Annotated in this window: 25 protein-coding genes and 2 tRNA genes; 16 read left to right on the forward strand and 11 right to left on the reverse strand. The window is 68.0% G+C overall.

What is annotated here, in order from left to right; all coding sequences use genetic code 11:
* The first annotated feature begins 267 nt into the window (after nt 1-267).
* From dnaN to QE374_RS09160, 9 genes are all read left to right on the forward strand, one after another.
* Nucleotides 268-1,416 (forward strand): DNA polymerase III subunit beta, encoded by a 1,149-nt coding sequence (gene dnaN / locus QE374_RS09120; RefSeq protein WP_137418505.1) that lies wholly within the window; start codon nt 268-270, stop codon nt 1,414-1,416.
* A gap of 31 nt (nt 1,417-1,447) precedes the next feature.
* Complete coding sequence (gene recF / locus QE374_RS09125; RefSeq protein ID WP_309734167.1) at nt 1,448-2,602, forward strand: DNA replication/repair protein RecF; 1,155 nt, start codon at nt 1,448-1,450, stop codon at nt 2,600-2,602.
* A complete protein-coding gene (locus tag QE374_RS09130) occupies nt 2,595-3,086 on the forward strand; it encodes a DciA family protein (RefSeq protein ID WP_309734169.1) in 492 nt (163 codons plus the stop codon). The genes recF and QE374_RS09130 overlap by 8 nt, the downstream gene beginning before the upstream one ends.
* A 121-nt stretch (nt 3,087-3,207) precedes the next feature.
* Nucleotides 3,208-5,241 carry a DNA topoisomerase (ATP-hydrolyzing) subunit B gene (gene gyrB, locus QE374_RS09135; protein ID WP_309734171.1) on the forward strand — a complete coding sequence of 678 codons (2,034 nt, stop codon included), beginning with the start codon at nt 3,208-3,210 and terminating at the stop codon, nt 5,239-5,241.
* A 68-nt stretch (nt 5,242-5,309) separates the two neighbouring features.
* Entirely contained in the window at nt 5,310-7,868 is a 2,559-nt protein-coding gene (gene gyrA, locus QE374_RS09140; protein ID WP_309734173.1) for a DNA gyrase subunit A, read from the forward strand.
* Complete coding sequence (locus QE374_RS09145) at nt 7,865-8,269, forward strand: DUF3566 domain-containing protein (protein ID WP_137418500.1); 405 nt, start codon at nt 7,865-7,867, stop codon at nt 8,267-8,269. Before gyrA ends, QE374_RS09145 begins: the two co-directional genes overlap by 4 nt.
* Before the next feature lie 66 nt (nt 8,270-8,335).
* Nucleotides 8,336-8,412 (forward strand) — tRNA-Ile (locus QE374_RS09150).
* Nucleotides 8,413-8,422: 10 nt separating this feature from the next.
* A tRNA-Ala gene (locus tag QE374_RS09155) sits at nt 8,423-8,495 on the forward strand.
* A gap of 93 nt (nt 8,496-8,588) precedes the next feature.
* Complete coding sequence (locus QE374_RS09160; protein ID WP_309734177.1) at nt 8,589-9,632, forward strand: acyltransferase family protein; 1,044 nt, start codon at nt 8,589-8,591, stop codon at nt 9,630-9,632.
* Nucleotides 9,633-9,698: 66 nt separating this feature from the next.
* Here QE374_RS09160 and QE374_RS09165 read toward each other — a convergent pair whose 3' ends face one another.
* From QE374_RS09165 to QE374_RS09175, 3 genes are read right to left on the reverse strand one after another with little or no spacing between them, the layout of a single operon-like run.
* Complete coding sequence (locus QE374_RS09165) at nt 9,699-11,012, reverse strand: hypothetical protein (protein WP_309734179.1); 1,314 nt, start codon at nt 11,010-11,012, stop codon at nt 9,699-9,701.
* On the reverse strand, nt 11,009-11,332 hold the full coding sequence (locus QE374_RS09170; RefSeq protein WP_307321414.1) for a type VII secretion target: 324 nt from the start codon (nt 11,330-11,332) through the stop codon (nt 11,009-11,011). Before QE374_RS09170 ends, QE374_RS09165 begins: the two co-directional genes overlap by 4 nt.
* A 20-nt stretch (nt 11,333-11,352) precedes the next feature.
* Entirely contained in the window at nt 11,353-11,706 is a 354-nt protein-coding gene (locus tag QE374_RS09175; protein WP_309734182.1) for a hypothetical protein, read from the reverse strand.
* Nucleotides 11,707-11,772: 66 nt separating this feature from the next.
* On the opposite strand from QE374_RS09175, the gene QE374_RS09180 reads away from it, so the two are divergent.
* Both QE374_RS09180 and QE374_RS09185 read left to right on the forward strand, forming a co-directional pair.
* Nucleotides 11,773-12,213 (forward strand): NUDIX hydrolase, encoded by a 441-nt coding sequence (locus tag QE374_RS09180; protein WP_309734184.1) that lies wholly within the window; start codon nt 11,773-11,775, stop codon nt 12,211-12,213.
* 43 nt (nt 12,214-12,256) lie between these two features.
* A complete protein-coding gene (locus QE374_RS09185) occupies nt 12,257-13,423 on the forward strand; it encodes a PIG-L family deacetylase (RefSeq protein WP_309734186.1) in 1,167 nt (388 codons plus the stop codon).
* Between the two features lie 16 nt (nt 13,424-13,439).
* On the opposite strand, the gene QE374_RS09190 is transcribed toward QE374_RS09185, so the two are convergent.
* Both QE374_RS09190 and QE374_RS09195 read right to left on the reverse strand, forming a co-directional pair.
* Entirely contained in the window at nt 13,440-13,889 is a 450-nt protein-coding gene (locus QE374_RS09190; protein ID WP_396653348.1) for an aminoacyl-tRNA deacylase, read from the reverse strand.
* Between the two features lie 20 nt (nt 13,890-13,909).
* Nucleotides 13,910-14,491 carry a DNA helicase gene (locus QE374_RS09195; RefSeq protein ID WP_309734190.1) on the reverse strand — a complete coding sequence of 194 codons (582 nt, stop codon included), beginning with the start codon at nt 14,489-14,491 and terminating at the stop codon, nt 13,910-13,912.
* 99 nt (nt 14,492-14,590) lie between these two features.
* Between QE374_RS09195 and QE374_RS09200 the strand changes: the two genes are divergently transcribed.
* Nucleotides 14,591-15,148, forward strand: a complete 558-nt coding sequence (locus tag QE374_RS09200) for a peptidylprolyl isomerase (protein WP_137418493.1) — start codon at nt 14,591-14,593, stop codon at nt 15,146-15,148.
* Between the two features lie 13 nt (nt 15,149-15,161).
* Nucleotides 15,162-16,034, forward strand: a complete 873-nt coding sequence (locus QE374_RS09205; RefSeq protein WP_309734193.1) for a rhomboid family intramembrane serine protease — start codon at nt 15,162-15,164, stop codon at nt 16,032-16,034.
* A gap of 74 nt (nt 16,035-16,108) precedes the next feature.
* Here QE374_RS09205 and QE374_RS09210 read toward each other — a convergent pair whose 3' ends face one another.
* Complete coding sequence (locus tag QE374_RS09210; protein ID WP_137418491.1) at nt 16,109-16,345, reverse strand: cell division protein CrgA; 237 nt, start codon at nt 16,343-16,345, stop codon at nt 16,109-16,111.
* 143 nt (nt 16,346-16,488) lie between these two features.
* On the opposite strand from QE374_RS09210, the gene QE374_RS09215 reads away from it, so the two are divergent.
* Genes QE374_RS09215 through QE374_RS09225 form a run of 3 tightly spaced genes read left to right on the forward strand, consistent with a single transcriptional unit; the run spans nt 16,489 to nt 18,007 of the window.
* Nucleotides 16,489-17,196 carry a class E sortase gene (locus tag QE374_RS09215; RefSeq protein ID WP_309736661.1) on the forward strand — a complete coding sequence of 236 codons (708 nt, stop codon included), beginning with the start codon at nt 16,489-16,491 and terminating at the stop codon, nt 17,194-17,196.
* A complete protein-coding gene (locus QE374_RS09220) occupies nt 17,196-17,351 on the forward strand; it encodes a hypothetical protein (RefSeq protein ID WP_309734196.1) in 156 nt (51 codons plus the stop codon). Before QE374_RS09215 ends, QE374_RS09220 begins: the two co-directional genes overlap by 1 nt.
* Entirely contained in the window at nt 17,348-18,007 is a 660-nt protein-coding gene (locus QE374_RS09225; RefSeq protein WP_309734198.1) for a glutamine amidotransferase-related protein, read from the forward strand. The genes QE374_RS09220 and QE374_RS09225 overlap by 4 nt, the downstream gene beginning before the upstream one ends.
* Here the strand turns inward: QE374_RS09225 and pknB are convergent.
* From pknB to QE374_RS09250, 5 genes are all read right to left on the reverse strand, one after another.
* Complete coding sequence (pknB, locus tag QE374_RS09230; RefSeq protein WP_309734200.1) at nt 17,992-19,701, reverse strand: Stk1 family PASTA domain-containing Ser/Thr kinase; 1,710 nt, start codon at nt 19,699-19,701, stop codon at nt 17,992-17,994. The two genes, QE374_RS09225 and pknB, sit on opposite strands and share 16 nt — an antisense overlap.
* A 78-nt stretch (nt 19,702-19,779) precedes the next feature.
* Nucleotides 19,780-21,522, reverse strand: a complete 1,743-nt coding sequence (locus QE374_RS09235) for a serine/threonine-protein kinase (RefSeq protein ID WP_309734202.1) — start codon at nt 21,520-21,522, stop codon at nt 19,780-19,782.
* Nucleotides 21,519-22,979 carry a penicillin-binding transpeptidase domain-containing protein gene (locus QE374_RS09240; RefSeq protein ID WP_309734204.1) on the reverse strand — a complete coding sequence of 487 codons (1,461 nt, stop codon included), beginning with the start codon at nt 22,977-22,979 and terminating at the stop codon, nt 21,519-21,521. Before QE374_RS09240 ends, QE374_RS09235 begins: the two co-directional genes overlap by 4 nt.
* Nucleotides 22,976-24,358, reverse strand: coding sequence for an FtsW/RodA/SpoVE family cell cycle protein (locus QE374_RS09245; protein ID WP_309734206.1), 1,383 nt, complete (start codon nt 24,356-24,358; stop codon nt 22,976-22,978). The genes QE374_RS09240 and QE374_RS09245 overlap by 4 nt, the downstream gene beginning before the upstream one ends.
* On the reverse strand, nt 24,358-25,590 hold the full coding sequence (locus QE374_RS09250; protein ID WP_137418484.1) for a PP2C family serine/threonine-protein phosphatase: 1,233 nt from the start codon (nt 25,588-25,590) through the stop codon (nt 24,358-24,360). Before QE374_RS09250 ends, QE374_RS09245 begins: the two co-directional genes overlap by 1 nt.
* Nucleotides 25,591-25,595: the final 5 nt, after the last annotated feature.

Here is a 25,595-nt window from a genome sequence, read left to right on the forward strand (position 1 = left end):
GTGTGGAGAACGTTCGAACCCGGCGAACGACGCGATCCGCGTTCGACAGCTCCGTCCGCAGCGCGTCCACATCTCACACGGTTGTAGTTCCCATGAGCCGAGAGTCATCCACCGACTTATCCACAGTTTGCACAGCTGTTAACAAGATGACTCTCACATCACTCTTCATCAACGTGCGATCACCTCTGGGGGCGGGAAGCGTGTTCTTCGTCTGGACCATTCGCAGCACTAGCATGGGTAAGCCCAGCCCGCCGGAGAGGGAGCACTGTGAAGTTCCAGGTCAATCGCGACGTTTTCAGCGAAGCCGTATCGTTCGTCGTCAAGCTCCTGCCCCAGCGCAACCCGCAGCCGATCCTCGCGGGCGTGCTCATCGAAGCCGGTTCCGAGGGACTCTCCCTGTCGGCCTTCGACTACGAGGCCTCCGCGCGCACCACGATCGAGGCGTCGGTGGAGGCTCCCGGCACGATCCTCGTCCACGGTCGTCTGCTCTCGGACATCGCCAGCCGCCTGCCCAACGCCCCCATTCAGATCGAGGTGGACGACGACGGCATCCTGCTCACCTGCGGATCGGCCCGATTCACGCTGGCGTCCATGCCGGTGCAGGAGTATCCGGCGATCCCGGAGGTGACCGGCGAGTCCGGTCTCGTTCCTGCAGAGGAGTTCGCGACCGCCATCGCCCAGGTCGCCTTCGCCGCGTCACGCGACGACGTCACGCCCGTGCTCACGGGTGTCCAGCTCGAAGTGAGCGGAACGCAGCTGAGCCTCGTCGCGACGGACCGGTACCGCGTCGCGCTGCGCGAGATCCCCTGGGACGGCCCCGCCACCACCGACGGCGAGAGCACGACGGCCCTCGTCCCGGCGCGCACCCTGCAGGAGGTCGGCAAGACCTTCTCGCACGGCGAGAACATCTCCATCGCGTTCTCCGGTTCGGGCGACCGAGAGATCATCGCCTTCACCTCCGGCAACAAGACGGTGACGTCGTTGCTGATCAAGGGCAACTTCCCTCCCGTGCGTCGCCTGTTCCCCGAGCAGACCGCACATCACGCCGTCGTGAACACCGCGGAGCTCGCCGAGGCGGTGCGTCGTGTCGCGCTCGTGCTCGACCGCTCCGCGCCGCTGCGTTTCACGTTCACCGCAGAGGGCGTCGCCATGGAGGCATCGGGAACAGAACAGGCGCGCGCCTCCGAGTCCGTCGATGCGACGTTGACAGGCGACGACGTGACCCTCGGGCTCAACCCGCAGTACCTCCTCGAGTCGCTCTCGGCCGTGCGCAGCGAGTTCTCCCGGATCACGTTCACCTCCAGCGACAACGCGAACAAGCTCAGCCCGATCCTCGTGACACCGCAGACATCGGTGGAGCGCGCCGGCGAGGGCGAGTTCAAGTACCTGCTGCAGCCGAACCTGTTGCTGCGCTGATCGCGTCGCACCGTCACCGTAGGGTTGTCCGGTGATCGTGGAACGCCTGAGTCTCGTCGACTTCCGTAACTACGAACACGCCGATCTGGAGTTCACTCGCGGGGCGAACCTGCTCGTCGGGCGCAACGGCCAGGGCAAGACCAACCTCGCCGAAGCCGTCACCTATCTCGCGACCCTCGGCTCGCATCGGGTGTCTGCCGACGCACCCCTGGTGCGTTCGGGAGCGGATGCGGCCTTCGTCCGCGCACGCCTCGGTCACGGCGAGCGCCACATCCAGCTTGAGATACAGATCAACAAGCAGGGATCCAACAAGGCGCGCGTCGGTGGCGCTCCGGTGCGTTCGGCGGAACTGCCGCGCTATGCGCAGGTCGTGCTCTTCGCTCCCGAGGATCTGCAGATCGTGCGGGGAGACCCCTCCGCACGCCGCCGGTTCGCCGACCAGCTGCTCGTCCAGCTCTCCCCCCGCCTTGCCGGCGTCATCGCGGACTACGACCGCGTTCTCAAGCAGCGCACCGCACTGCTCAAGTCCGCGCGCGCCCGAGGTCTGCGCGGCGACGCGCTCCCGACCCTGGATGTCTGGGATGACAAGCTCGTCGCGCTCGGTACCGAGATCATCGAGGCACGTGCACGCCTCGCCGCCGACCTGCATCCGCACCTCGTCGCCGCCTATGCCGCGATCGCCGGCGCCGATCACTCGCCCGAGCTCGAGTGGGCCAACTCCATCGCCGGTTTCGATCCGGAGGACGACGACGACCAGCGCGTCGCCTCCGGAGCCGTGACAGCGGAGGCCTTCCGTGCCGCCCTCGCGGCGAAGCGCGCGACAGAGTTCGATCGCGGGGTGACGCTGGTCGGTCCGCACCGTGACGACCTCATTCTCCGCATCCGCTCGCTTCCGGTGAAGGGGTATGCGTCGCACGGCGAGTCCTGGTCGGTGGCGCTCGCGCTGCGGCTCGCCTCCGCGCAGCTGCTGCGCGCGGATTCGCTGCTGGGAGATCCCATCGTGATCCTCGACGACGTCTTCGCCGAGCTCGACGCCGACAGGCGGATGCGGCTGGCATCCCTCGTCGCGGACTTCGAGCAGGTCGTGGTGACCGCTGCGGTCGAGGCGGACGTTCCCGAAGAGCTTCGCGGGCGCACGGTGCGCGTCGAGGCCGGTCGCATCCTCGAGGTGAGCGACGATGAGTGATGAGGACGAGGTCCCCGAGACGCTCGGCACCTATCTGCGTCTGCGCGGACTCGAACCGACGTCGCGTCGCGGTGCGAAGAGGCGCACGCGTCGAGGCGCCGAAGACGAAGGCGTCCCGTTCACGCCCGGTCGCGACCCGCACGGCGTCGGCGACGTGCTCGCACACTGGACGAAGCAGGCCGGATGGGACCCGCTCCTCGCTCGTGCCGACCTCGTGCGGCAGTGGGAGGTCGTCGCCGGCGAGGAGACCGCCAGGCACACGCGCCCCGTGGGACTGGATGCGGGAGTGCTCACCGTGCAGTGCGACTCGACCGCCTGGGCGAAGCAACTGCGCCTGATGCGTACGCACATCGTGACGACGATCGCGCAGCGCTTCCCGGATGCGGGCGTGCAGAACGTCCGCTTCGTCGGCCCGGACGTCCCCTCCTGGAAATGGGGTCCCAGAGCCGTTCCAGGGCGCGGTCCCCGGGATACCTACGGATAAGGCATGTACGGACGTATCTCGCGTCCGTTTACGACGCCACACGGGCGTACACGCCCCGTGGCGAGCCTCCGCTTGATAGACTGGGACGGTCCGTCTACTAGAACCGGAGCGCTCGAAACCTATGACGTCCCCCACCCCCTCCAGCGTTCCCCACGACGGACAGAGCACCCCCGAACCGGTCCGGAACGAGTACGGGGCAGACGAGATCCAGGTTCTCGAGGGACTCGAGGCCGTTCGCAAGCGCCCCGGCATGTACATCGGTTCCACCGGCCCACGGGGACTCCACCACTTGGTGTACGAGATCGTCGACAATTCCGTCGATGAGGCGCTCGCGGGATACTGCGACCGCATCGAGGTGACGATCCTGCCCGACGGCGGCGTGCGTGTCGTCGACAACGGTCGCGGCATCCCCGTCGACATCCACAAGACCGAGGGCAAGTCCACGGTCGAGGTCGTTCTCACCGTCCTTCACGCCGGCGGAAAGTTCGGCGGCGGCGGCTACGCGGTCTCCGGTGGTCTGCACGGCGTGGGCTCCTCCGTCGTGAACGCGCTGTCGACGCGCCTCGAGGTCGCCGTCAAGCGCCAGGGCTACGAGTGGAACCAGTCGTACGCCAACGGCGGCGTTCCCCAGGCCCCGCTCGCTCAGGGCGTGCCGACCGAAGAGACCGGAACGACCATCACCTTCTGGCCGGACCCTGCCATCTTCGAGACGGTGGACTTCGACTACGACACCCTGCGCACCCGTTTCCAGCAGATGGCGTTCCTCAACAAGGGACTCGCGATCACGGTGCGCGACGAGCGGCCCGACCACACGGTCGACGAAGAGGTCGACGGCAAGGTCACCGCCGTCCAGCCGCACGACGAGTTCCTGTACGAGCGCGGCCTCGTCGACTACGTCGAGTACCTGAACCGGGTGCGCAAGGCCGACGTCGTCAACGACGAGATCATCGATTTCGAGTCGGAGGACACCGACCGCCACATCGCGCTCGAGCTCGCCATGCAGTGGACGACCTCCTACACCGAGAACGTCTTCACCTACGCGAACACGATCAACACGCACGAGGGAGGAACCCACGAGGAGGGCTTCCGGGCCGCGCTCACGACCCTCGTGAACAAGTACGCCCGCGCGCAGAACCTGCTCAAGGAGAAGGACGACAACCTCTCCGGCGACGACGTGCGCGAGGGACTCACCGCGGTGATCTCCGTCAAGCTCTCCGAGCCCCAGTTCGAGGGTCAGACCAAGACGAAGCTCGGCAACACGGAGGCGAAGGCGTTCGTGCAGAAGGTCGTCGGAGATCAGCTCGGCGACTGGTTCGACCGCAACCCGCAGCAGGCGAAGAACATCGTCCGCAAGGCCATCGACGCCGCGACCGCTCGGATGGCGGCCCGCAAGGCTCGCGAGACCGCGCGGCGCAAGAGCGTGTTCGAGTCGGCCTCGATGCCCGACAAGCTCAAGGACTGCACGAGCAAAGACCCCTCGATCAGCGAGATCTTCCTCGTCGAGGGTGACTCGGCCGGCGGCTCCGCCGTGCAGGGTCGCGACCCGCACACGCAGGCGATCCTGGCCCTGCGCGGCAAGATCCTCAACGTCGAGCGTGCTCGGCTCGACCGCGCCCTCGGCAACAACGAGGTGCAGGCGATGATCCAGGCGTTCGGCACGGGAATCGGCGAAGACTTCTCGATCGAGAAGGCGCGCTACCACAAGATCGTCCTCATGGCCGATGCCGACGTCGACGGCCAGCACATCACCACGCTGCTGCTCACCCTGCTGTTCCGCTACATGCGCGGGCTCATCGAGGCCGGCTACGTGTATCTCGCCCAGCCGCCGCTGTACCGTCTGAAGTGGTCCAACTCGCCGCACGAGTACGTCTACAGCGACGTCGAGCGCGATGCGCTGCTGGCCGAGGGACTCGCGGCAGGACGCCGCATCCCGAAGGACAACGGCATCCAGCGCTACAAGGGTCTCGGCGAGATGAACGCCAAGGAGCTGTGGGAGACCACGATGGATCCGTCGACCCGCACCCTGCTGCAGGTGACGATCGACGACGCCGCCGCGGCCGACGAGATCTTCTCCACGCTCATGGGCGAGGACGTCGAATCCCGCCGCCACTTCATCCAGCGCAACGCCAAGGACGTCCGGTTCCTCGACATCTGATCGCACCGGATGCGGCGCGAGCCGCATCCGTCAGATGACACGACACCGACGCAGAGAAGAAGAGACGAATGACTGACGAAGAGCGTCCGACGACGGAGCCCGCCGAGCACGACCACGGTCGCATCGACCAGGTCGACCTGCAGTCCGAGATGCAGCGCAGCTACCTCGACTACGCCATGAGCGTGATCGTCGGCCGCGCGCTGCCGCGCGTGGAGGACGGCCTCAAGCCCGTGCACCGTCGCGTGATCTACGGCATGTACGACGGCGGATTCCGCCCCGACAAGTCGTTCTCGAAGTGCGCCCGCGTCGTCGGCGAGGTCATGGGTCAGTACCACCCGCACGGCGATTCCCCCATCTACGAGGCGCTCGTCCGCCTCGTCCAGCCGTGGTCGCTGCGCTATCCGTTGGCCCTCGGCCAGGGCAACTTCGGCTCCCCCGGCAACCAGGGTGCGGCGGCGCCCCGGTACACCGAGACCAAGATGGCCCCGCTCGCGCTCGAGATGGTGCGAGACATCGAGGAAGACACCGTCGACTTCGTCGACAACTACGACGGGCAGACGCAGGAGCCGGTCGTGCTCCCGGCGCGTTTCCCGAACCTGCTCGTCAACGGTTCCGTCGGCATCGCGGTCGGTATGGCCACCAACATCCCGCCGCACAACCTGCGCGAGGTCGCCGATGGTGTGCTGTGGGCGCTGGATCACCCGGAGGCGACGCAGGAGGAGCTGCTCGAGGCCCTCATCCAGCGCATCAAGGGTCCTGACTTCCCGACCTCCGCGCAGATCCTCGGCACGCGCGGCATCATCGAGGCGTACCGCACCGGTCGTGGGTCGATCACGATGCGCGCCGTCGTCAACATCGAGGAGATCCAGGGCCGCACGTGCCTCGTGATCACCGAGCTGCCGTACCAGGTCAACCCCGACAACGTGGCCGTCAAGATCCGCGACCTCGCCCGCGACGGCAAGATCACCGGCATCGCCGACATCCGCGACGAGTCGAGCGACCGCACCGGTCAGCGACTGGTGGTCGTGCTCAAGCGGGATGCGGTCGCCAAGGTCGTCCTCAACAACCTGTACAAGCACACGCAGCTGCAGGACAACTTCGGCGCGAACATGCTGGCGATCGTCGACGGCGTGCCGCGCACCCTCTCGCTCGACGGTTTCGTCTCGTACTGGATCACGCACCAGATCGACGTGATCGTCCGCCGCACGGCGTTCCGCCTGCGCAAGGCGGAAGAGCGCATGCACATCCTGCGCGGCTACCTGAAGGCGCTCGACGCGCTCGACGAGGTCATCGCCCTCATCCGCGCGTCCGCGACGGTCGACGATGCACGCGGCGGACTGAAGAAGCTGCTCGACATTGACGACATCCAGGCCGATGCCATCCTCCAGATGCAGCTGCGTCGCCTCGCTGCGCTCGAGCGGCAGAAGATCATCGACGAGGCCGAAGAGCTGCAGGCGCAGATCACGGACTACCAGGACATCCTGGCCACGCCCGCGCGCCAGCGCACCATCGTGCGCGAGGAGCTGACGGAGATCGTCGCGAAGTACGGCGACGAGCGACGCACACAGATCCTCTACGGGTTCGACGGCGACATGTCGGTGGAGGATCTCATCCCGGAAGAGGAGATGGTGCTCACCATCACCCGCGCCGGCTACATCAAGCGCACGCGCAGCGACAACTACCGGGCGCAGCACCGCGGCGGCAAGGGCGTGAAGGGTGCGCAGCTGCGCGCCGACGACGTTGTCGAGCACTTCTTCGTCACGACGACCCACCACTGGCTCCTGTTCTTCACGAACAAGGGCCGTGTCTACCGCGCCAAGGCCTACGAGGTCCCCGAGGCCGGCCGTGACGCGAAGGGTCAGCACGTCGCCAATCTGCTCGCGCTCCAGCCGGATGAGGAGATCGCACAGATCCTCGACATCCGCGACTACGCGGTCGCGACGTACCTCGTGCTCGCCACCCGCGGTGGACTCGTGAAGAAGACGCGCCTGACGGAGTACGACACGAATCGCCAGGGCGGTGTCATCGCGATCCGTCTGCGCGAGGAGGACGAGCTCGTCGGAGCGCTGCTGGTCGACGAGAGCGACGACATCCTGCTCGTCAGCCGTCACGGGATGTCGCTGCGGTTCACGGCGACGGATGCGTCGCTGCGGCCGATGGGGCGTTCCACGGAGGGCGTCAAGGGAATGTCGTTCCGCGGCACCGACAGCCTGCTGTCGGCATCCGTCGCCTCCGTCGACGGCGACGTGTTCGTGGTCACCGAGGGCGGGTATGCGAAGCGTACGGATGTGGATCAGTACCGTGTCCAGAGCCGCGGCGGACTGGGCATCAAGGTGGCCAAACTGCACGAGGATCGGGGCAATTTGGCGGGCGCTCTGATCGTCGGAGACGACGACGAGGTCCTTGTGGTTCTTGCCAGTGGCAAGGTGGTACGCTCTGCCGTGGCCGAGGTCCCTGCGAAGGGTCGCGACACCATGGGCGTCGTTTTCGCCCGACCGGATGATGACGACCGGATCATCGCGATCGCCCGCAACAGCGAGCGACGCCTTGCGGATGCGGCAGATGCCGATGCATCCCAGGAGACCGAGCCGGCCGCCACCGTTCCCGAGGAGAGTACTGACGCATGAGCACGGTAGCCGACAAGCTCGCCAAGAAGTCGAGCAGCAAGACGAGCGCCAAGCAGGTTCGTCTCCGCCTCGTCTACGTCGACTTCTGGTCGGCGGTGAAGCTGTCGTTCCTGGCGGCCGTCGCACTGGCGATCGTGACGGTCGTGTCGTTCCTGCTGGTCTACCTCGTCGTACAGACGACCGGTCTGATCGGTCAGGCTGACGAGTTCTTCAAGTCGTTCTCGGACGGCTCGCTCTCGCTCAGCCAGTTCGTGGGGCTCCCGCAGGTCATGGCGTTCGCCGCCGTCGTCGCCATCCTGAATCTCATCGTCGTGACGGTTCTCGGGGCGGTCATCGCGGGCATCTACAACCTCGCGGTCAAGGTCACCGGCGGTCTGCTGGTGGGCTTCACCTCCAACTGACCGCGATTGGTCAAACCGGTCCGCATCCGGTAAAGTCTTGGAGGTTGGCGCCGCGAGGTGCCGAACGGGGCTATAGCTCAGGCGGTTAGAGCGCTTCACTGATAATGAAGAGGTCCCAGGTTCAAGTCCTGGTAGCCCCACCACCCTTCTCACGGGGCCTTAGCTCAGTTGGTAGAGCGCCTGCTTTGCAAGCAGGATGTCAGGAGTTCGAATCTCCTAGGCTCCACACTTTCCCTTTCACGCGGCTCTTCGGATCGCGACCGACGCCGAACGGCGGCTCGGTTCGCGGCTCGTCCGACGACGCAGTAGCGTCGATCCCATGCCCGACGCACGCCCTCCCGTCCGCGCAGAACGCTTGGCGTGGCCGGACGCCGCACGCGGTCTGAGTGTGACGCTCATCGTCATCCTGCACATGTGGGCCTCGCACCTGATCTTCTGGATCGGCAATCACAGCGTGATGGGCTTCATCGAGCAGCTCGTCGACTGGACGTCGCCGCTGCGCATCCCGTTGTTCTTCTTCGTGTCCGGCTATCTCGCGTCGCGGTCGCTGCAGAAGCCGTGGCAGGCGGCCTGGCGCGGCCGGGTCTTCGCGATCTCCTACCTCTACGTGCTGTGGGTCGCCCTCATCGCTGGTTTCATCTGGATCGACAACACGGCGAACGGCTTCGACGCGGAGAGTCCTCTCGGGATGATGCTGCGCAACGTGGGATCGCCGGAGACGCACATGTGGTACCTCTGGGCGCTCGTCGTGCTCTTCATCGCCGTCTGGCTCACCCGGCGGGTCCCGGCGTGGATCGTCGTCTCGGTGGGCGCGGTCATCAGCGTCGCCGCACCGTTCATCCTCGAGCAGCCGTACCGTCAGGTGGCCGCTGCAGCCCTGTTCTTCTCTCTCGGTGCGCGTCTTCCGGTCGTCACCGAGTGGCTGACGTCGCGCCGCGGAACCTGGATCTTCCTCGCGGGGTCCGCGGTCTACGTCGGTTCCGTGCTCCTGGGTCCGACCGGTCCCTACGGGCTCGCCGATCCGCTCACCTCGACCGTGGGCGTGGCAGCGATGGTGGCCATCATCAGCACCGTCGCCCACCAGCGGTGGATGGCGGTGTTCCGTCGGATCGGGAGGAACACACTGCCGATCTTCATCCTCAATCCGCTCGTGTTCCTGCTGCTGAACGATCTCCTCAGGTCGCTGCCGAACGTCTCGGACTGGCTCGCCCGCCACACCGAGGTCGGTGCGCTGTACTCGATCGCCGTGATTCTGGCGACGTTCGGCATCAGTCTCGGGCTGAAGGCCGCCGCGGACAGGATCGGGATGCGGTGGCTGTTCAGCATGCCCGCGCGGTGGTTCCCCGTTCCCGTGCGCAGCTGAACGCGACGCCTGTCGTACATGTGAGAAGCCCCGCACCTGTTGGCGCGGGGCTCCTCATGTCACACGTCAGTCGCGCTCCGCGGTCGCGAGCTCTTCCTCGCCCGCATCCGCCTCGATGACGATCTCGCGGACCACCTGACGGATACCGAGACCGCTGCGCTGCCCACCCTCGCGGCTGGCGCCGCCCATCATCCCGCCGGGAGTCATCATGCGTGAGCCGGCGGATGCGGCGTGGGTGCTGCCGACGCTCGCCGCCGTCGCGGCGGATGCTGCGGCACCTGTGCCCATGATCGAGGACGGGCTGCCCGTACCGCCGCCTGCGCCGGAGACGGAGCCGCCGGTCCCGTAGGCGCCGCCCGCACCGATGCCGCCACCGTCCACGGAACCGTGCACGGCACCGCCGGAGACGGTGCCGACGCCCGCGGAGCCGAGCGTCGATCCGTCTGCGGTGAGGGTTCCTTCTGCTCCGACACCCGTGGAGACCACCGCGGTCGGCGTGAAGTGCCAGTTGTCGGCCTTCTGTCCGGCGCTCACGAGATTCGCCTGTGCGGTGTTGCCGACCCGAGTGGCGCCGGAGGCGTCGACGACGGCACCCGCGGTGATCGTCGCGGACTTCGCCCCGCCGCCCAGGATGGTCGAGCTCAGTCGCTCGGTGCTCTTGAACAGCGAACCGAGCTGCTGCACGAAGCCCACGAGGGACTTCACCGAGCGCACGACCTGCGTGAGGGGGCGCACGACCTTGTTGACCAGCTGGTTGACCTTGGTGACGACTCGGGCGATCGCGTAGCCGATCCCGAGACCGAAGGATGCGGCGACGACCGCCATCGCTTCGATCGCCGTCGCGACGACCTGCGAGATGGCGTTCTTCACGACCCCCTGCATCTTCGCGACGAGCGACGATGCGCTGCGCAGCCCGCCGGCCGCGGCATCGGCCCAGTCGCCGGATGCGGCGATGTGCTGGGCGGTGTCCTGCGCGAAGCGCACGTAGGTGCGGACCGTGTCACCGCTGAGGCCGTCGAGATCCGACAGCCGCGTCACGAGCGTGTTGCCGGTCTCGCGCAGCGCGCTGCCCGCATTGGTCCACTGCTGCGCGACGGCGGCGACGTTGGCCTCGCTGCCGGCCAGCTGGTCGAGCCAGGTGCTCAGCGGCTTGAGGTACTTCATCACCCAGCCGAGACCGATGCTCGCCAGCGTCCCGATGGGATCCGCGAGCGCGGCCGCGGCGTTGCCCAGTGTGTCGAGGAAGGCGAGTCCTCCCTCGAGCCAATCGCCGTTGCGCACGGCCTGCGAGAGGGCGTGGCCGGAATCGAGGAGCTTGCTGCCGGAGTACGGCGAGGCGAAGGAGGAGCCGGATGCGGCGAGGGCGGCGGGAGTGGTCATGACAGGCCCAGCGCATTTTCGAGGTCGCGGAGGGTGGTGACCGTGTCGTCCTCGAACTGTTCCCATTGTGCGGCGGTGCTGCGCAGCTCGCCCGCCGTGCGAAGGAGCAGCGACTGATCCGCGCCGAAGAGGCCGGTCGCCGCGGCGGACATCGCCATCGAGGGGGGAACGAGGAAGGCGCACAGGATGCCGAACGCGTTGGAGGCCAGGTCACCTCCCTTCAGCATGGAGATGGCGCCGGTGACGTCATCGGCGAGCGAGGTGACCAGCGCGGCATGCTGCCGGAGCCGATCGAAATCAAGCGTGATGTTCTCGGTCATTCGAGGCTCTTTCGGACGTATCAGGGGGTGTCGGTGGAGCGGAGCTGTTCGGTGACGGGGTCGTCGTCTCCCAGGAGTTCGGCGACGGCGTCGATGGTGGCCGCGTGAGCGTTCTTCTCTGCGGACACGATGGTGGCGAGGATGTCGGAGGCCAGTCGTTGCGCGCCTCGCGCCAGTGCCGTCTCGCCCAGGCGGAGCGTCTGCACGCGGCCTGCCGAGTCGACCTGCACGTAGACGTCGCGCGCGGTGGACCAGGCGGCGCCGCGGATCGCGGACACGGTCGCTTCGAAGGCGGGCATCTTGGCGGCGCGCTCGGCGCTCTGACGGACGTCGCGCTCGATCTGCGCGAGGGATTCTTCGGGGTCCAGAGGCACGCGGTCACGCTAGCGAAGCGCCGTGAACGGCAGCGCGAGTTATCCACACCCCGGTAAAGTCACGCCATGGATATGCGTGTCGCCGCCTACGCGATCATCACCGACGACGCCGGGCGCATCCTGCTGGCTCACTGGAACGAGGGCCGCCGGAGTGCGTGGACGCTGCCGGGCGGAGGCCTCGAGGAGGGGGAGGACCCCGAGCGCGCCGTCCGACGCGAGGTGCGTGAAGAGACCGGTTACCGCGTCGCCGTCGACGAACTACTCGGCATCGATTCGAGGGTGATCCCCGCCACGAAGCGCCTGTCCGAGACCGCATCCGCGCTGCACACGCTGCGCATCGTGTATCGCGCTCACATCACGGGCGGACGCCTGCGCAATGAGGTGGGCGGATCCACCGACCGCGCCGAGTGGTTCACGCCGGAGGAAGCCGCAGACCTGCGCCGCGTTCGGTTGGTCGACATCGGACGCCGGATGGCCGGAGCGGACGCGACGCCGCCGCAGCCGTGACCTTCGGCACGTATGATCGCCGGACGTGCAGTGAGGATGATCAGTGGTGCGATGGCGTGTTCTGTCCGCGGCGACCGTGATGGTCGCAGCTCTCGGAATCGGCGGGTGCACGGCGAGCGAGCCGCTGCCGCCTGCCCCGAACAGTGAGACCGCGCTTCCCACAGCCCCACCCAACAGCCTCGCTGCCGAGGATGTCCGGACCGTCGTCGACCGCTGCGCCACGGGGCTCGGGCTCGACGCCGCTTCTCTCGGCGCGCAGCTCTCAGCGGCGAGCCAGCCGGCGGCCGAGGCTGCGCTCTTCTTCGCGACGTCGAACCAGTGCGCCGACATCCCGGCGTCTCTGTCGCGGACGGACGTGTCCTCGTTCATCTCGCCGCTGAGCTTCGTCGAGCAGCCGTGCGAGGGCCGCAGCGTCGTCTCCTTCTGGGCCCACTACGACGACGACCTGATCTTCGGGAACCCGGTGATCGATGACGAACTGGCCGGCGGTGCCTGCGTTCGCACCTTCTTCTTCACGTACTCGGATGCGGGAGAGGGCGAATCCACGTACGCCAGCGAACGCGAGAAGGGCATCCGTGCCGCGTACGACGCCATGCTCGGGCGGAGCGGAGCATGGGTCGACCGGTCGGTCACGCTGGTCAGCGGCATGACGGTCACGATGACCAAGCCGAGCGACGACGACCGCGTCTCCCTCCTCTTCCTGCGTCTTCCCGATGGCGGGCTCAGCGGCACGACGTTCATCTACACCGGGCAGCAGACGCTCGAGAAGCTCCTCAGCGGAGAGCTCCCCTCTCTGCGAACGATCGACGCGGGGCGATCCGTGTCGGTCTCGACGCTGGAGAAGTCGATCGCCGAGATTCTCGCCGGCTACGCGCCGGAGCGTGTGCTCACGCACCTGCCCAAGGAAGCGCCGGACTCGGCCGGCGACCACCCCGATCACTCCTCGGTCGGCACACTCGTCGCCAGCGCCGTGGATGCGGGCGCCGCAGGCGGCGCGCAGGTCGAATACGCCGTCGGCTATCCGTCGGCCGAGCGACCCGCGAACATCGCCGCGACGGAACTGGAGCGCAAAGCCTCGCTGTTCGCGGTGTACGCCGCCCACGATCCCGTGATCGGTTGCTCCTCGGCCCAGACATGCCTCGCCCGGGCGCACTTCGGCGACTGGCTGCAGCGCGAGTATCTGATCGCACAGGCGGATCTGCCCCGGTGAGGCAGGCTGCGCGCGCTCAGAGGGGCTGAGAGATGTCCGCCACGGTCGCGTCGAGCGCCTGGAGAAGAGCGTCGGCATCCACGAACAGACTGAACCCGTGCGCGCCGGCGCCCAGCGCGATGCGGCGTCCGCGGATCGATTCGTCGGCGAAGACCGGCCAGGCGGTCGTGCTGCCGAGGGGCACGATGGTGCCGCGCTCGTAGCCGGTCGCGGCGAGAGCGACATCGGCGTCCGGGAGCTTCAGCTTGTTGACGCCCACGAGCTGGCGCAGCTTGGGCCACGCGATGGCCCGATCGCCGGGGATCAGGGCGAAGAGGAACGTGTCGTCACTGCGCTTGACGACGAGCGTCTTGACGATGTCGACCGGTGCGATCCCCAGGAGCTCAGCCGCCTCGGGGAGGCTTGCTGCCTCGGGGCGCTCGCGCACCTCCACCGAAAGACCGAGGGCGGATGCGGCTTCCCGCACCCGCCTCGTCGGATCCTCGTTCACGCGTCAGGTGCGCTCAGCGGGTCGTCCGCGACCCACAGCTCGTCGTCGGCCCGCAGCGTCTGCCAGGCGGCGTAGAGCACGCCGGCGGCCGCGGCGACACCGAAGATGAGCGCGATGACGCCGCCCGCGCCCATGCCCCGCTTCTTCGGGGAATCGACGGCGAGGCGCTTGGCCAGCTTCTTCGAAGCCTTGGCGCCGTACTTGGCGGCCTTCTTCTTGTACGTGGCGGGGTCGAGGTCGATGCCGCGACCGGCAGCGATGCGCGCGCGGGTGTCGCCCGCCGCATCCCATACCGAAAGGGCGCCGCCCACGAGAGCACCCGCGGCCGGAACGACCTTGTCGCTCAGCACGTGCTTCGAGATGTTGACGCCGCGGTCCACGTACGGGGCCGCATAGCGGTCGTACCCTTCGCGCACCGCGGGCACCAGGTGCTCGCGGTTGTAGTTGCCGAGCTGGCGGCCGGCTTCGCGGGCGATGTCCGCCGCTTCGCCGACGAGCACCTGCTGCGATTCCCACACCTTGTTGGCGTGGCCCTGGAGCTTCCGGAGCTCCTTCTTACGCTTGCGGCTGAGGCTCATGCGAGATCCCCCTAATCCGTGGGTAGTCGTGAGCCCATCTTGCCAGAGGGATCGGCTGCGTACGGCAGGGCTTGCAGCGAACTCTGAGACAATGACAACATGCCTCAGCACACCGCCGTCGCCACCATTCACACCAACCACGGCGACATCGTCGTCAACCTGTTCGGGGACCACGCGCCCCGCACCGTTCAGAACTTCGTCGGCCTGGCCGACGGCACCGGAGAGTGGACCGACCCGTCCACGGGTCAGCCCGGTTCCGGACCTCTCTACAACGGGGTCATCTTCCACCGCATCATCCCGGGCTTCATGATCCAGGGCGGCGACCCGCTCGGTCAGGGCGTGGGCGGCCCGGGCTACACGTTCAACGACGAGATCAACCCGGAACTCACCTTCCAGAAGCCCTACCTGCTGGCCATGGCCAACGCCGGCCAGCGCCGCAACGCCATCACCGGCGCCGTCGAGGGCACGAACGGATCGCAGTTCTTCATCACGACCGACCCCACCCCGTGGCTCCAGGGCAAGCACTCGATCTTCGGCGAGGTCGCTGACGACGCGTCGCGCCAGGTCGTCGACGCCATCGCGCAGGTCCCCACCGGCGCCGGCGACCGTCCTGTCGAGCCCGTCGTGATCGAGTCGATCGACATCGCGCAGGTCTGACCACCCGCATCCCGTGACGAGCGAGAGCTTCGCGAGCAACCGCGAGAACTTCTGCTACCGGCATCCCGACCGACAGAGCTTCGTGCTCTGTCAACGGTGCCTGCGAACCATCTGTCCCGAGTGTCAGACGCAGGCACCGGTCGGGGTGATCTGTCCGGAGTGCATGGCCGAGCAGCGGCGTGCGGCCACGCCCGCACAGAAGAAGGCGCAGCGCCGGTGGGGCCGGTCGGCCCCCGTGGCGCTCGCTGCGGGCGGCGGCCGGCCGATCGTGACGTACACGATCATCGCCCTGTGCGCCGCGGTCTTCGTCCTCTCGCTCGGACTCCCGCTCACCCAGTGGCTCGGTTTCAGCGCCGGCTACCTCTATCCGCAGTTCACGGGTGAGTTCCAGCCGTGGCGACTGCTCACGGCGAGTCTCGTGCACTCGGGCATCTGGCATGTGGGTCTGAACATGCTCACGTTGTGGATGATCGGACGCATCCTCGAGCCCGTGCTCGGCAGCGCCCGATTCCTGACGTTGTATCTGATCAGCGCGCTCGGCGGGTCCGTCCTCGTGGACCTCATCGCGCGCGACTCGTTCGTGGTGGGCGCATCGGGGGCGATCTTCGGGCTCTTCGGCGCCCTCATGGTCATCGCGCGCCGACTGGGCAACGACATCACGGGCATCATCATCGTGCTGGCGATCAACCTCGTGATCGGGTTCGTCCCCGGCTTCAACATCTCGTGGCAGGCGCACGTCGGCGGCCTGGTCGCCGGAGCGGTCGTCGGGCTGATCTTCGTCATGACCCGCGAGCGTCGACGTCGCGCTCTTCAGATCGCGCTGCTGAGCGGATGGAGCGTCGTGCTCATCGGACTCCTCGCTGTGGCACCCGCGATCTGGGTGTGAGCGAGAGAGTTATCCACAGATTCATCCACACGTGGGGACGAATCACACAGATGTAATTCTTCGGCGCTGAGCCGTCAACGCCACCGTGTGGTCATGAGGAAGCCGACGAAGGCGATCCCGAAGCCGATGACGAGGTTCCAGGCTTCGATGCCCGGAATCGGGAACTGCATCCCGCTGAGGTAGAACACGAGAACCCAGACGAGTCCCACGAGCATGAGACCGATCATGATGGGCTTGAACCACACGGGGTTGGGAGCGGGCTCACCGGCGCCAGCGGGGGTGAGGTCCTCGTCGTTGTCGGAGCGTGCCATGTGCACATTCTAGGGGTCAGGCTTTTGCGTCACCTGCGACAGTTAGACTCCCTTTGTGACCGACACCCCCGCCCGCCGCCACGCGGCGTTCGCGCCGGAGCGCCGCCACGCCGCCGCGCCGGCGGATCAGTGCGCTCGGGGTCATCGGGGAGATCTTCATCACGGTCGGTGTGCTGGCCTTCCTCTACGTCGGCTGGCAGCTGTGGATCGGCGACTGGATCCAGGGACAGCAGAACAACGCGGCGGGTCAGGCGATCGCCGAGCAATGGGCGCAGAACTACGATTCGTCGTCGACACCGTCTCCGTCGGCCAGTGAGTCGAGCGCCCCCGAGGTGAGCACCGCCGAGCCGATCGTCCTCCCGGGTGCCGCCAGCGGTGAAGTCTTCGGCATCATGCACATCCCGCGGTTCGGGCCCGACTACGCCGTTCAGATCGCGGGCGGGACCGGCCGCTCGGAGAGCCTGGATCTCGGCGCCATCGGCCATTACTCCAGCACGCAGATGCCGGGCGCCGTCGGCAACTTCGCCGTCGCCGCCCACCGCGGCAGCCACGGCGCTCCCTTCATGAACCTGCCGGACCTCCACGTCGGCGACGCCGTCGTGATCCAGACGCAGGACGGCTGGTACACCTACCGCTACCGCAGCATGGAGTACGTGACCCCTGACTCCGTCGACGTGCTGCTGCCCGTGCCGCGCGAACAGGGCATCGAGGCGAATGGACGATATCTGACGATGACGACCTGCAGCCCGCGCTACGGATTCTCGGAGCGCCTCGTGGCGTACGCCGTCTTCGAGTCCTTCACCCCCGGAGCCGAGGGCGCGCCGGCATCCCTGAGCGAGGCGGTGACCTGATGTACGCGGCGTTCTGGCGCATCCTTCCCGGGCCCTGGTGGGTGCGACTGCTCATCGTCCTGATCGTTGCGGCGGCCGTTCTCTACGGGCTGTTCTGGTACGCCTTCCCGTGGATCTCATCGATCGTCGACCCGCAGGAGTCGACTGTCCAGTGACGGCAGCACGCGTGCTGGTCGTCGACAACCACGACAGTTTCGTCCACACCCTCGTGGGGTACCTGCGGGAGCTGGGGGCCGACACCGTCATGCGTGAGGCGGACGAGATCGACGCGGATGCGGCGACGGCCGCTCTCGTGGGTTTCGACGGAGTCCTGGTCTCACCCGGTCCCGGCACGCCCGAGCGAGCCGGATCGTCGCTCGCGGTGGTGGCGGCCGCGGCCGCGACCCGAACACCGCTGCTGGGCGTCTGTCTCGGGCATCAGGCGCTGGCGGTGGCGTTCGGCGCGCGCGTCGCGCAAGCGCCGGAGCTCATGCACGGGATGACGTCGCCGATCATCCACGACGGGACCGGCATCCTCCGGGGTCTGCCTTCTCCCTTCTCCGCCGCGCGATACCACTCCCTCGCCGTGGCGGCCGAGACGATCCCGGACGCGCTCCGCGTCACCGCTCGCACCCCGGAGGGCACGGTGATGGCGCTGGAGCACCGGCATCTGCCGCTCAGCGGCGTGCAGTTCCATCCGGAGAGCGTGCTGACCGAGCACGGCTATCGGATGCTCGCCACCTGGCTGGCCGGGATCGGTGCCGCGGATGCGATGGGACGTGCGCTGACGCTCACGCCCCATCGCGGGGCGAGCGCTCAGCCCGCGCAGTAAGTGAGTGTGATCTCCGAGCGGATCGGAACTTCCCCCGGCGCGAGCGACATCACGCGGACGGTCGGGGTGGTGCCCGTCGCCTTGCAGCCGGGATCTGCGCTCGGCACGACGGTCAGGCCCAGGGCCTCGAGATCCCGTGTCGCGGCCTCGACCGTGTAACCGGTCACGTCGTTGAGGACGACGCGACCGCTCGCGACGCGCAGGTTGACGGTCGTTCCGACCGGGATCTGTGCTCCCGCCGTCACATCGCCGGATGCGGTGCTCGCGCTGAGCACTTCGCCGGCGGGCGCCTTCGCGTCGTTCACCGGCGTGATCGTCCCCACGGCGAGGCCCGCCGCGGTGAGTGCCTGGCGGGCGTCGGTCTCGTTCAGCCCCACGATCGTGGGAGCGGCGACGCTCTCCTTGCCGGTCGAGACGTAGAGCTTGACGGTCTGACCGACCTGCACGGAGTCGCCCGCCGCGGGTTCGCTGCGCACGACGCTGCCCTCGGCGATCCGATCGTCGGCCACGGGGACACGATCCGACAGGAGGTCCTGTTCCTCGAGCACGTCGACCGCCTGGTCGTAGGTCATCGTCGTCAGATCCGGCACGATGCGCGCACTGTCGGGCACGGCATCCCCGGGGCGGATGGTGACGACCCAGAACAGCACGGAGACCAGGAGCACGGCGAGCACGGCGACGCCGGACCAGATCCAGGCGACCGGCGGCCCGGCTTGAGTCCGACGCATCGTCGTATCGGTCGACAGCTGCCGGAGCGAGCGCGCGGTCTCCGCGGCCTGGCGCGGATTCGCGCCGTACAGCTCGCTGGTCAGCGCGCCGAGCTGGCGCTTGCTGGGTGCCTTGCCGCCCACGGCCTCCGAAAGCGCCGCGCGGAACGAGGCCGCATCCTGGAACCGCTGGAAAGGGTCCTTCGCCAGGGCGCGCATGACGAGGGCGTCGAGTCCGCGGGGGATGCTCTCGGTGTGCTCGCTGGGGGGAACCGGTGTCTCGCTGACGTGCTGGTAGGCGACGGCGACGGGGGTCTCGCCCCGGAAGGGAGGCCGACCGGTGAGCAGCTCGTACAGGACGACGCCGGTCGAGTAGAGGTCCGCGCGGGCATCCACCGGCTCGCCCTTGGCCTGCTCGGGAGAGAAGTAGGCGGCCGTGCCGATGATGGCGGTCGTCTCTGCCACCGTCGAGGACGAGTCGGAGACGGCGCGCGCGATGCCGAAGTCCATGACCTTCACCTGGCCGGCGGAGGTGACCATGACGTTGCCCGGCTTGATGTCGCGGTGCACGACGCCGGCGCGATGCGAGTATTCGAGCGCCTCGAGGATGCCGTCGACGTAGCGCACCGCGTCCGTCACGGGTACGTCGCCCGCGGCGATGATGTCCTTCAGGAGCTCACCGTTGACGAGCTCCATGACGATGAACGGGACGGGGTGAACGACCCCGTCGGGGGTCGTCTCGGTGTCCTCGCCGGCGTCGAAGACCCGCACGATGGTCGGGTGAGACATCCGGGACGCGGCCTGCGCCTCCAGGCGGAAGCGCGTACGGAAGGCGGCATCGTCGGCAAGTTCGCGGCGCAGGATCTTGAGCGCGACCTCGCGGTCGAGGGTCAGGTCGTAGCCTCGGTACACACTCGCCATGCCCCCACGACCGATGAGCTCATCGATGCGGTAGCGACCGGCGAGTACGCGTGGATCATCTGACACGGCGACTCCCTGGGTGCAACAGATGAAAGCCTAACCGACCCGCCCTGGCAGAACCCGGGGCGAGTCGGCGGCTCTCGCTCAGTTCCCGCCCAGGACGGGGTTAGTGGCCGACGGCGACGGCGACGGCGACTGCACGTTGGCCTGGGCCTGCGGCGACGTCTCGGAGTTGCGCGTCGTGCCGTCGCCCGACCCGGAGCAGGTCACGGTGTAGCTCACGATGAGCGCCTGCCCGGTGTTGGTACCGACCTCGAGGGGAATCGGCCGCTGGTTGGGGCCGGCCGCGGCCGTGGACTGACCGGTCGAGGTGAAGATGCCGTTGACCGCGGTGAAGTTGTAGCTGACCACGGATCCGGTGCCCGACGGGCAGGTGAAGCCGTCCCAGTTGATCTGCACGGTGGAGCCGGCGGTCACGGTGCCCGCCTTCGCGCCGTTGACCTCGATGCGAGGCTCGGCGGGCGCGCCGATCGGAGTCTGGTCGGCGTACACGGTCAGGGTCAGCTGCGAGCCCTCGGGCGCGTTGCCGGTCGGGCTCACGCTGTACACGACACCGACCTGCTCGGGGCTGGGGGCCGGGTTGCCGGGCGTGCAGGAGGCCAGGAGCCCGGCCTGCTGCGCGATCTCGGTCGCCTGGTCACACGTCTTTCCGACCAGATCCAGCGCGGCGACATCAACGGTGCTCGTGGTCTGCGTCGGGGTGGACGACGGCGTGGACGCGGTCGTGCGCGTGTTCGACCCGGTCGGGCCGGGATCGGAGCTCTGGTTGCCGAAGATCGCCCAGAGGGTGCCGCCCAGCACGATCAGCAGCAGGACGATGAGGGCGACGAGCGGCCACGTCCAGGGGCTGCGCTTGCGCCCGGTCGGCTCGGCCACCGGGGATGCCGCGGTCGAGGCGCTCAGCAGCTGCGTGGCGGCCTGCGTCTCTCCGACGCCCAGCAACTGCGTCGCATCGTCCGCGCCCACGGCGCCGCCGATGGCAGGCACCGCGACGGTCGCGGCCGTCACATCGCCGCGACGCAGCGCGCTGGCGGCGCGGGCGACGGCGGCGGCAGACGCCGGACGCTCCTCGGGCTTCTTCGCGATCATCGCCATGACGAGGTTCTGCACCGGAACCGCCACGGTGGGAGGCAGCGGCGGCGGCTGCTCGTTGATCTGCGCCATCGCGATCGCCACCTGCGACTCGCCCGTGAAGGGGCGCTTGCCGGCGAGGCACTCGTACGCCACGATGCCGAGCGAGTAGATGTCGGTCGCGGGGGATGCGGGATGCCCCGACGCCTGCTCGGGCGAAAGGTACTGCACGGTACCCATGACCTGACCGGTCGCCGTCAGCGGAACCTGGTCGGCGATGCGCGCGATCCCGAAATCGGTGATCTTGACGCGGCCGTCGGGCGTGATGAGGAGGTTGCCCGGCTTGATGTCGCGGTGCACGAGGCCGGCAGCATGCGCGGCCTGCAGTGCGGATGCGGTCTGCGCCACGATGTCGAGGGTCTTGTCCGTGGACAGCGAGCCCTCGCGCTCGAGGATCGTGGAGAGGGCCTCGCCGGGAACGAGCTCCATGACGAGGAACGCGGACCCGTTCTCCTCGCCGTAATCGAAGACGCTGGCGATCCCCTCGTGGTTCACGAGTGCGGCGTGGCGCGCCTCGGCGCGGAACCGCTCGAGGAACCCGGGGTCCCCCATGTACTCGTCCTTGAGGATCTTGATCGCCACCGTGCGCCCGATGACGTGGTCAGTGGCTTCCCAGACCTCGCCCATACCGCCGATGGCGATGCGCGAATCCAGCTCGTAACGCCCACCGAACGTCGCTCCCTGTGTCGGCCTCATCGTCCCAGCACCGCCTCCATGACCTTCTTTGCAATGGGCGCTGCGATGGAGTTACCGCTGCCCGACTGACCTTGCCCGCCGCCGTTCTCGACGACCACTGCGACCGCGACCTCGGGGTCTTCTGCGGGCGCGAATCCGGTGAACCAGAGCGTGTACGGGTTGGACCCGCCGTTCTCCGCCGTACCTGTCTTACCGCCCACGTCGACTCCGTCTATTCTTGCATTCGACGCCACGCCGTCACTGACATTGGCGACCATCGCGCTCGCCAGTTGGTTGGCGAGATCCTCATCCAGCGCCCGCCCGAACTCCGTCGGCTCGAACTGCTGCTGAACCGACAGGTCCGGTCCGATGACCTGGTCCACCATCTGAGGGTTCATCACCATTCCGCCGTTCACGATCCCGGCAGACACCATGGCCATCTGCAGCGGCGTGGCACGCACGTCGCCCTGACCGAAACCGGTGAGGGCGGTCCTGTCGTCGCTGAGTGCAGCGGTGGGATAGACCGACGGTGCCGAGTCCACAGGCGTCGCGAACGAGGTGTTGAAGCCGTACTTCTGCGCCTCGGAGCGGATCGCGTCGTCGCCGAGCTGCACGGCGAGCTCCGCCATGGGGATGTTGCAGCTCAGGCGCAGGGCGTCGGCGAGCGTCACCGTCTCGCCCGGGCCGCACGCACCGCCGCCGGCGTTGCTGATCGAGGTCGAGGTGCCGGGAAGCGTGTAGCTGGCGACGTTCGGCAGTGTCGACTGGAGGGTCCAGTCGCCCGAGGCGAGAGCGGCGGAGGCGACGACCAGCTTGAACGTGGATCCGGGCGGGTTCATCTTGCCGGCGATGGCGCGATTGGACATCGGCTGCAGGGCGTTGTTGATGAGGTCGTTGTACGACGCCTGCACCGCGGCGAGGTCGTGCGAGGCGAGCAGATTGGTGTCGTAGCCGGGCTTGGAGACCATGGCGAGGATGCGGCCGGTCTTCGGCTCGATGGCCACGACGGCGCCCTGCAGGTCGCCGAGCGCGTCGTAGGCGACCTTCTGCACGTTCGCGTCGACGGAGAGCACCACGTTGGAGCCCTGCGGCGGCTGCCCGGTGAAGATCTGCTCGACGCGGGAGAAGAACTGCCCGCCGCCGGTTCCGGAGAGCTCCCGGTTCATGGCCTGCTCGATGCCGGTCGCCGATCCCAGCGCCGCGTTGATGTATCCCGTCACGGGCGACCACATGTCGGCATCCGTGTAGCTGCGCTGCCAGCTGTACACGTCATCGCTCGGGCTCGAGGAGGCGATCGCCGCACCGCTGGCGATGATCGAGCCGCGCTGGATCTCGTAGGAGTCGTAGAGCGCGCGCCGGTTCTCGCCGTTCTCGGCGAGCGTCGACGCCTGGAACACCTGGATGACGCTGGTCGAACCGAACAGCACCAGGAACATGGCCAGCATCACGAAGCTGAGCCGGCGGACCTCGCGGGTCATCCGATCACCACCCGGGGCTGATTGCGCACCGCATCCGAGATGCGCAGGATGAGCGCGACGATGATCCAGTTCGCCACGAGCGAGGAACCGCCGGCGGCGAGGAAGGGCGTCGTCAGGCCGGTGAGCGGGATGACGCGCGTCACACCGCCGACCATGATGAACACCTGCAGGGCGATCGTGAACGACAGCCCCGTCGCGAGGAGCTTGCCGAAGTCGTCCTGCCCGGCGACGCCGACGCGGAGCCCGCGGCTCGTGAAGACCATGTAGAGACAGAGGATCGCGAAGACGCCGATGAGTCCGATCTCTTCGCCGAGGCTCGGGAAGATGTAGTCGCTCTGCGCGAGCGGCGTGATCGAGGGGCGGCCCTGCCCGAGGCCCGTGCCGAGAAGACCGCCGTGCGCCAGACCGAAGATCCCCTGCACGAGCTGGTAGCTGCCGCCCGTGCGGTCGATGATGTCGGGGTTGAAGGCGTCGAGCCAGTTGGCGAAGCGCCACCCCACGTAGGTCAGCACCTGGGATGCGGCGACGGCGCCCGCGACGGCGAGCCCCACCCCCAGCAGCACCCACCCGGTCTTTCCGGTGGCGACGTAGAGCATCGCGACGAACATGCCGAAGATCAGCAGGCCCGTGCCGAGGTCGCGCTGGAGCACGATGATGCCGAGCGAGATCAGCCAGACCACCAGGATCGGCCCCAGGTCGCGGGCGCGCGGCCAGGTGATGCCGAGGAACTTCTTGCCTACCGACGTGAGGCTCTCGCGCGTGCGGACCAGATACCCGGCGAAGAAGATGGCCAGCGCGAGCTTGGCCAGCTCACCCGGCTGGAACGAGAAGAATCCGAGTCGGACCCAGACATCGGCGTTCTGGTTGGTGCCCAGGCCCGGAACGAAGGGCAGGAGCAGGAGAGCGACGCCGATGAAGCCGGAGACGTAGGTGTAGCGGAACAGCACACGGTAGTTCCGCAGGAAGAGCACGACGGCGATGGCCGCGGCGATCGCGATCGCCGCCCACACGATCTGACGGGTGGAGGCGGCGGCCCATCCTTCGCTGTCGATCTCGATGTCGATGCGGTAGATCATCGCGAGGCCGAGTCCGGTCAGCACGGTGGCGATCGGAACCACGAACGGATCGGCGTCGTGAGCGACGAATCGCAGCACGATGTGCAGCGCGAGGGCGAGTACGCCGAGCCCGCCGGAGTAGTAGAGGAAACTCGGGTCGATCGCCCCCTTCGCGCCCAGCTGCACGAGTGCGACGGCGGCGCCGTTGATCGCCAGGGCGAACAGAAGCAGTCCGAGCTCGCGGTTGCGCTGCTTCTGCGGCATCCGGATGCGGCGGAGAGCCCGCATGACGGACGTGTCGGTGGTGGGGGCCTCGGCGGTCATCACTGCCCCTCTGCCGGTCGGAGTCGGTCGACGATCAACTGGGCGTCTGCGAGGGACCGCGCCGAGATGGTGGATTCCACGCTCTGCCGGTCGAACGGGCTGAGATCCGCCAGAGCGATGTCGGTGTCCTCGTAGACGCTGGACAGCGAGATCGGTCCGATGCCCTGCTGAACGCCCTGGTAGATCACGACGGAGTCGTCGTCGGCGCCGACGTAGTAGCGCGTCTGCGTCCAGCTGTAGCCCGCGAACGCGGCACCGGCGAGGGCGGCGAGCACGAGCAGCAGCCCGACGAGCCAGCCGATGCGGCGGCGACGTGCGCGGCGGCGGTCCTCCTCGATGAGCTCCTCGAGGAACTCCGGAGCCGGCTCGAAGTGGGTGGGCTCGTTGGCCGCCTGCCGTCCAGGGTGCAGCCACGACGAGCGGCCCGGGCGGGCGGCGGGCACGACGACGCCGGTGGGGTTGGAGGCCGAGCCGACGATGGTGGGCGTTCCGGAGAACACCGGATGGTGGCCCCCGATGTCGACGATGACGACCGTCACGTTATCGGGAGCGCCCGCATCCAGCGCCTGCTTCAGCAGCAGATCCGCCGTGCGTGCGGGGGCCTGTCCCGCGGCGAGGGCTTTCTGCGTGTGGGCGTCGTCGACGACGCCCGACAGGCCGTCCGAGCACAGCAGCCACCGATCACCCGGACGCGTCGGCATGATGAACGTGTCGATCTCGGGGTCGGGGTCCATGTCACCGAGCACGCGCATGAGCACCGAGCGTCGGGGGTGGTATCGAGCCTCTTCCGGCGTGATGCGGCCGGAGTCCACGAGGCGCTGGACGAACGTGTGGTCCGTCGTGATCTGCGTCATCGCGCCGTCGCGGAACAGATAGATGCGGGAGTCGCCGATGTGGGCGATGACGGCGTAGTCGTCGACCATCAGCAGCGCGCTGACCGTGGTGCCCATGCCGGCGAGGGCCGGGCGCACGCGCACGGTGTCGATGATGTCGCCGGCGGTGTCGGTCACTGCCTGCTGCAGGGCCCGCTCGGCATCGACGGTCGAGGCGAAGGGGCGATCGAGCTGGGCGATGCGCGCGATGGCGAGACTGGAGGCGACGTCACCGCCGGCGTGCCCGCCCATGCCGTCCGCCACCACGAACAGGTTGGACCCCGAGTACCCGGAGTCCTGATTGTTCGAGCGAACCTTTCCGGTGTGCGAGAGAGCGGCGCTCGAGCCCTGGAAGACCATCTCGA

Source organism: Microbacterium sp. SORGH_AS_0428 (genome assembly GCF_031453615.1).
In the GTDB taxonomy this organism is placed as follows: domain Bacteria; phylum Actinomycetota; class Actinomycetes; order Actinomycetales; family Microbacteriaceae; genus Microbacterium.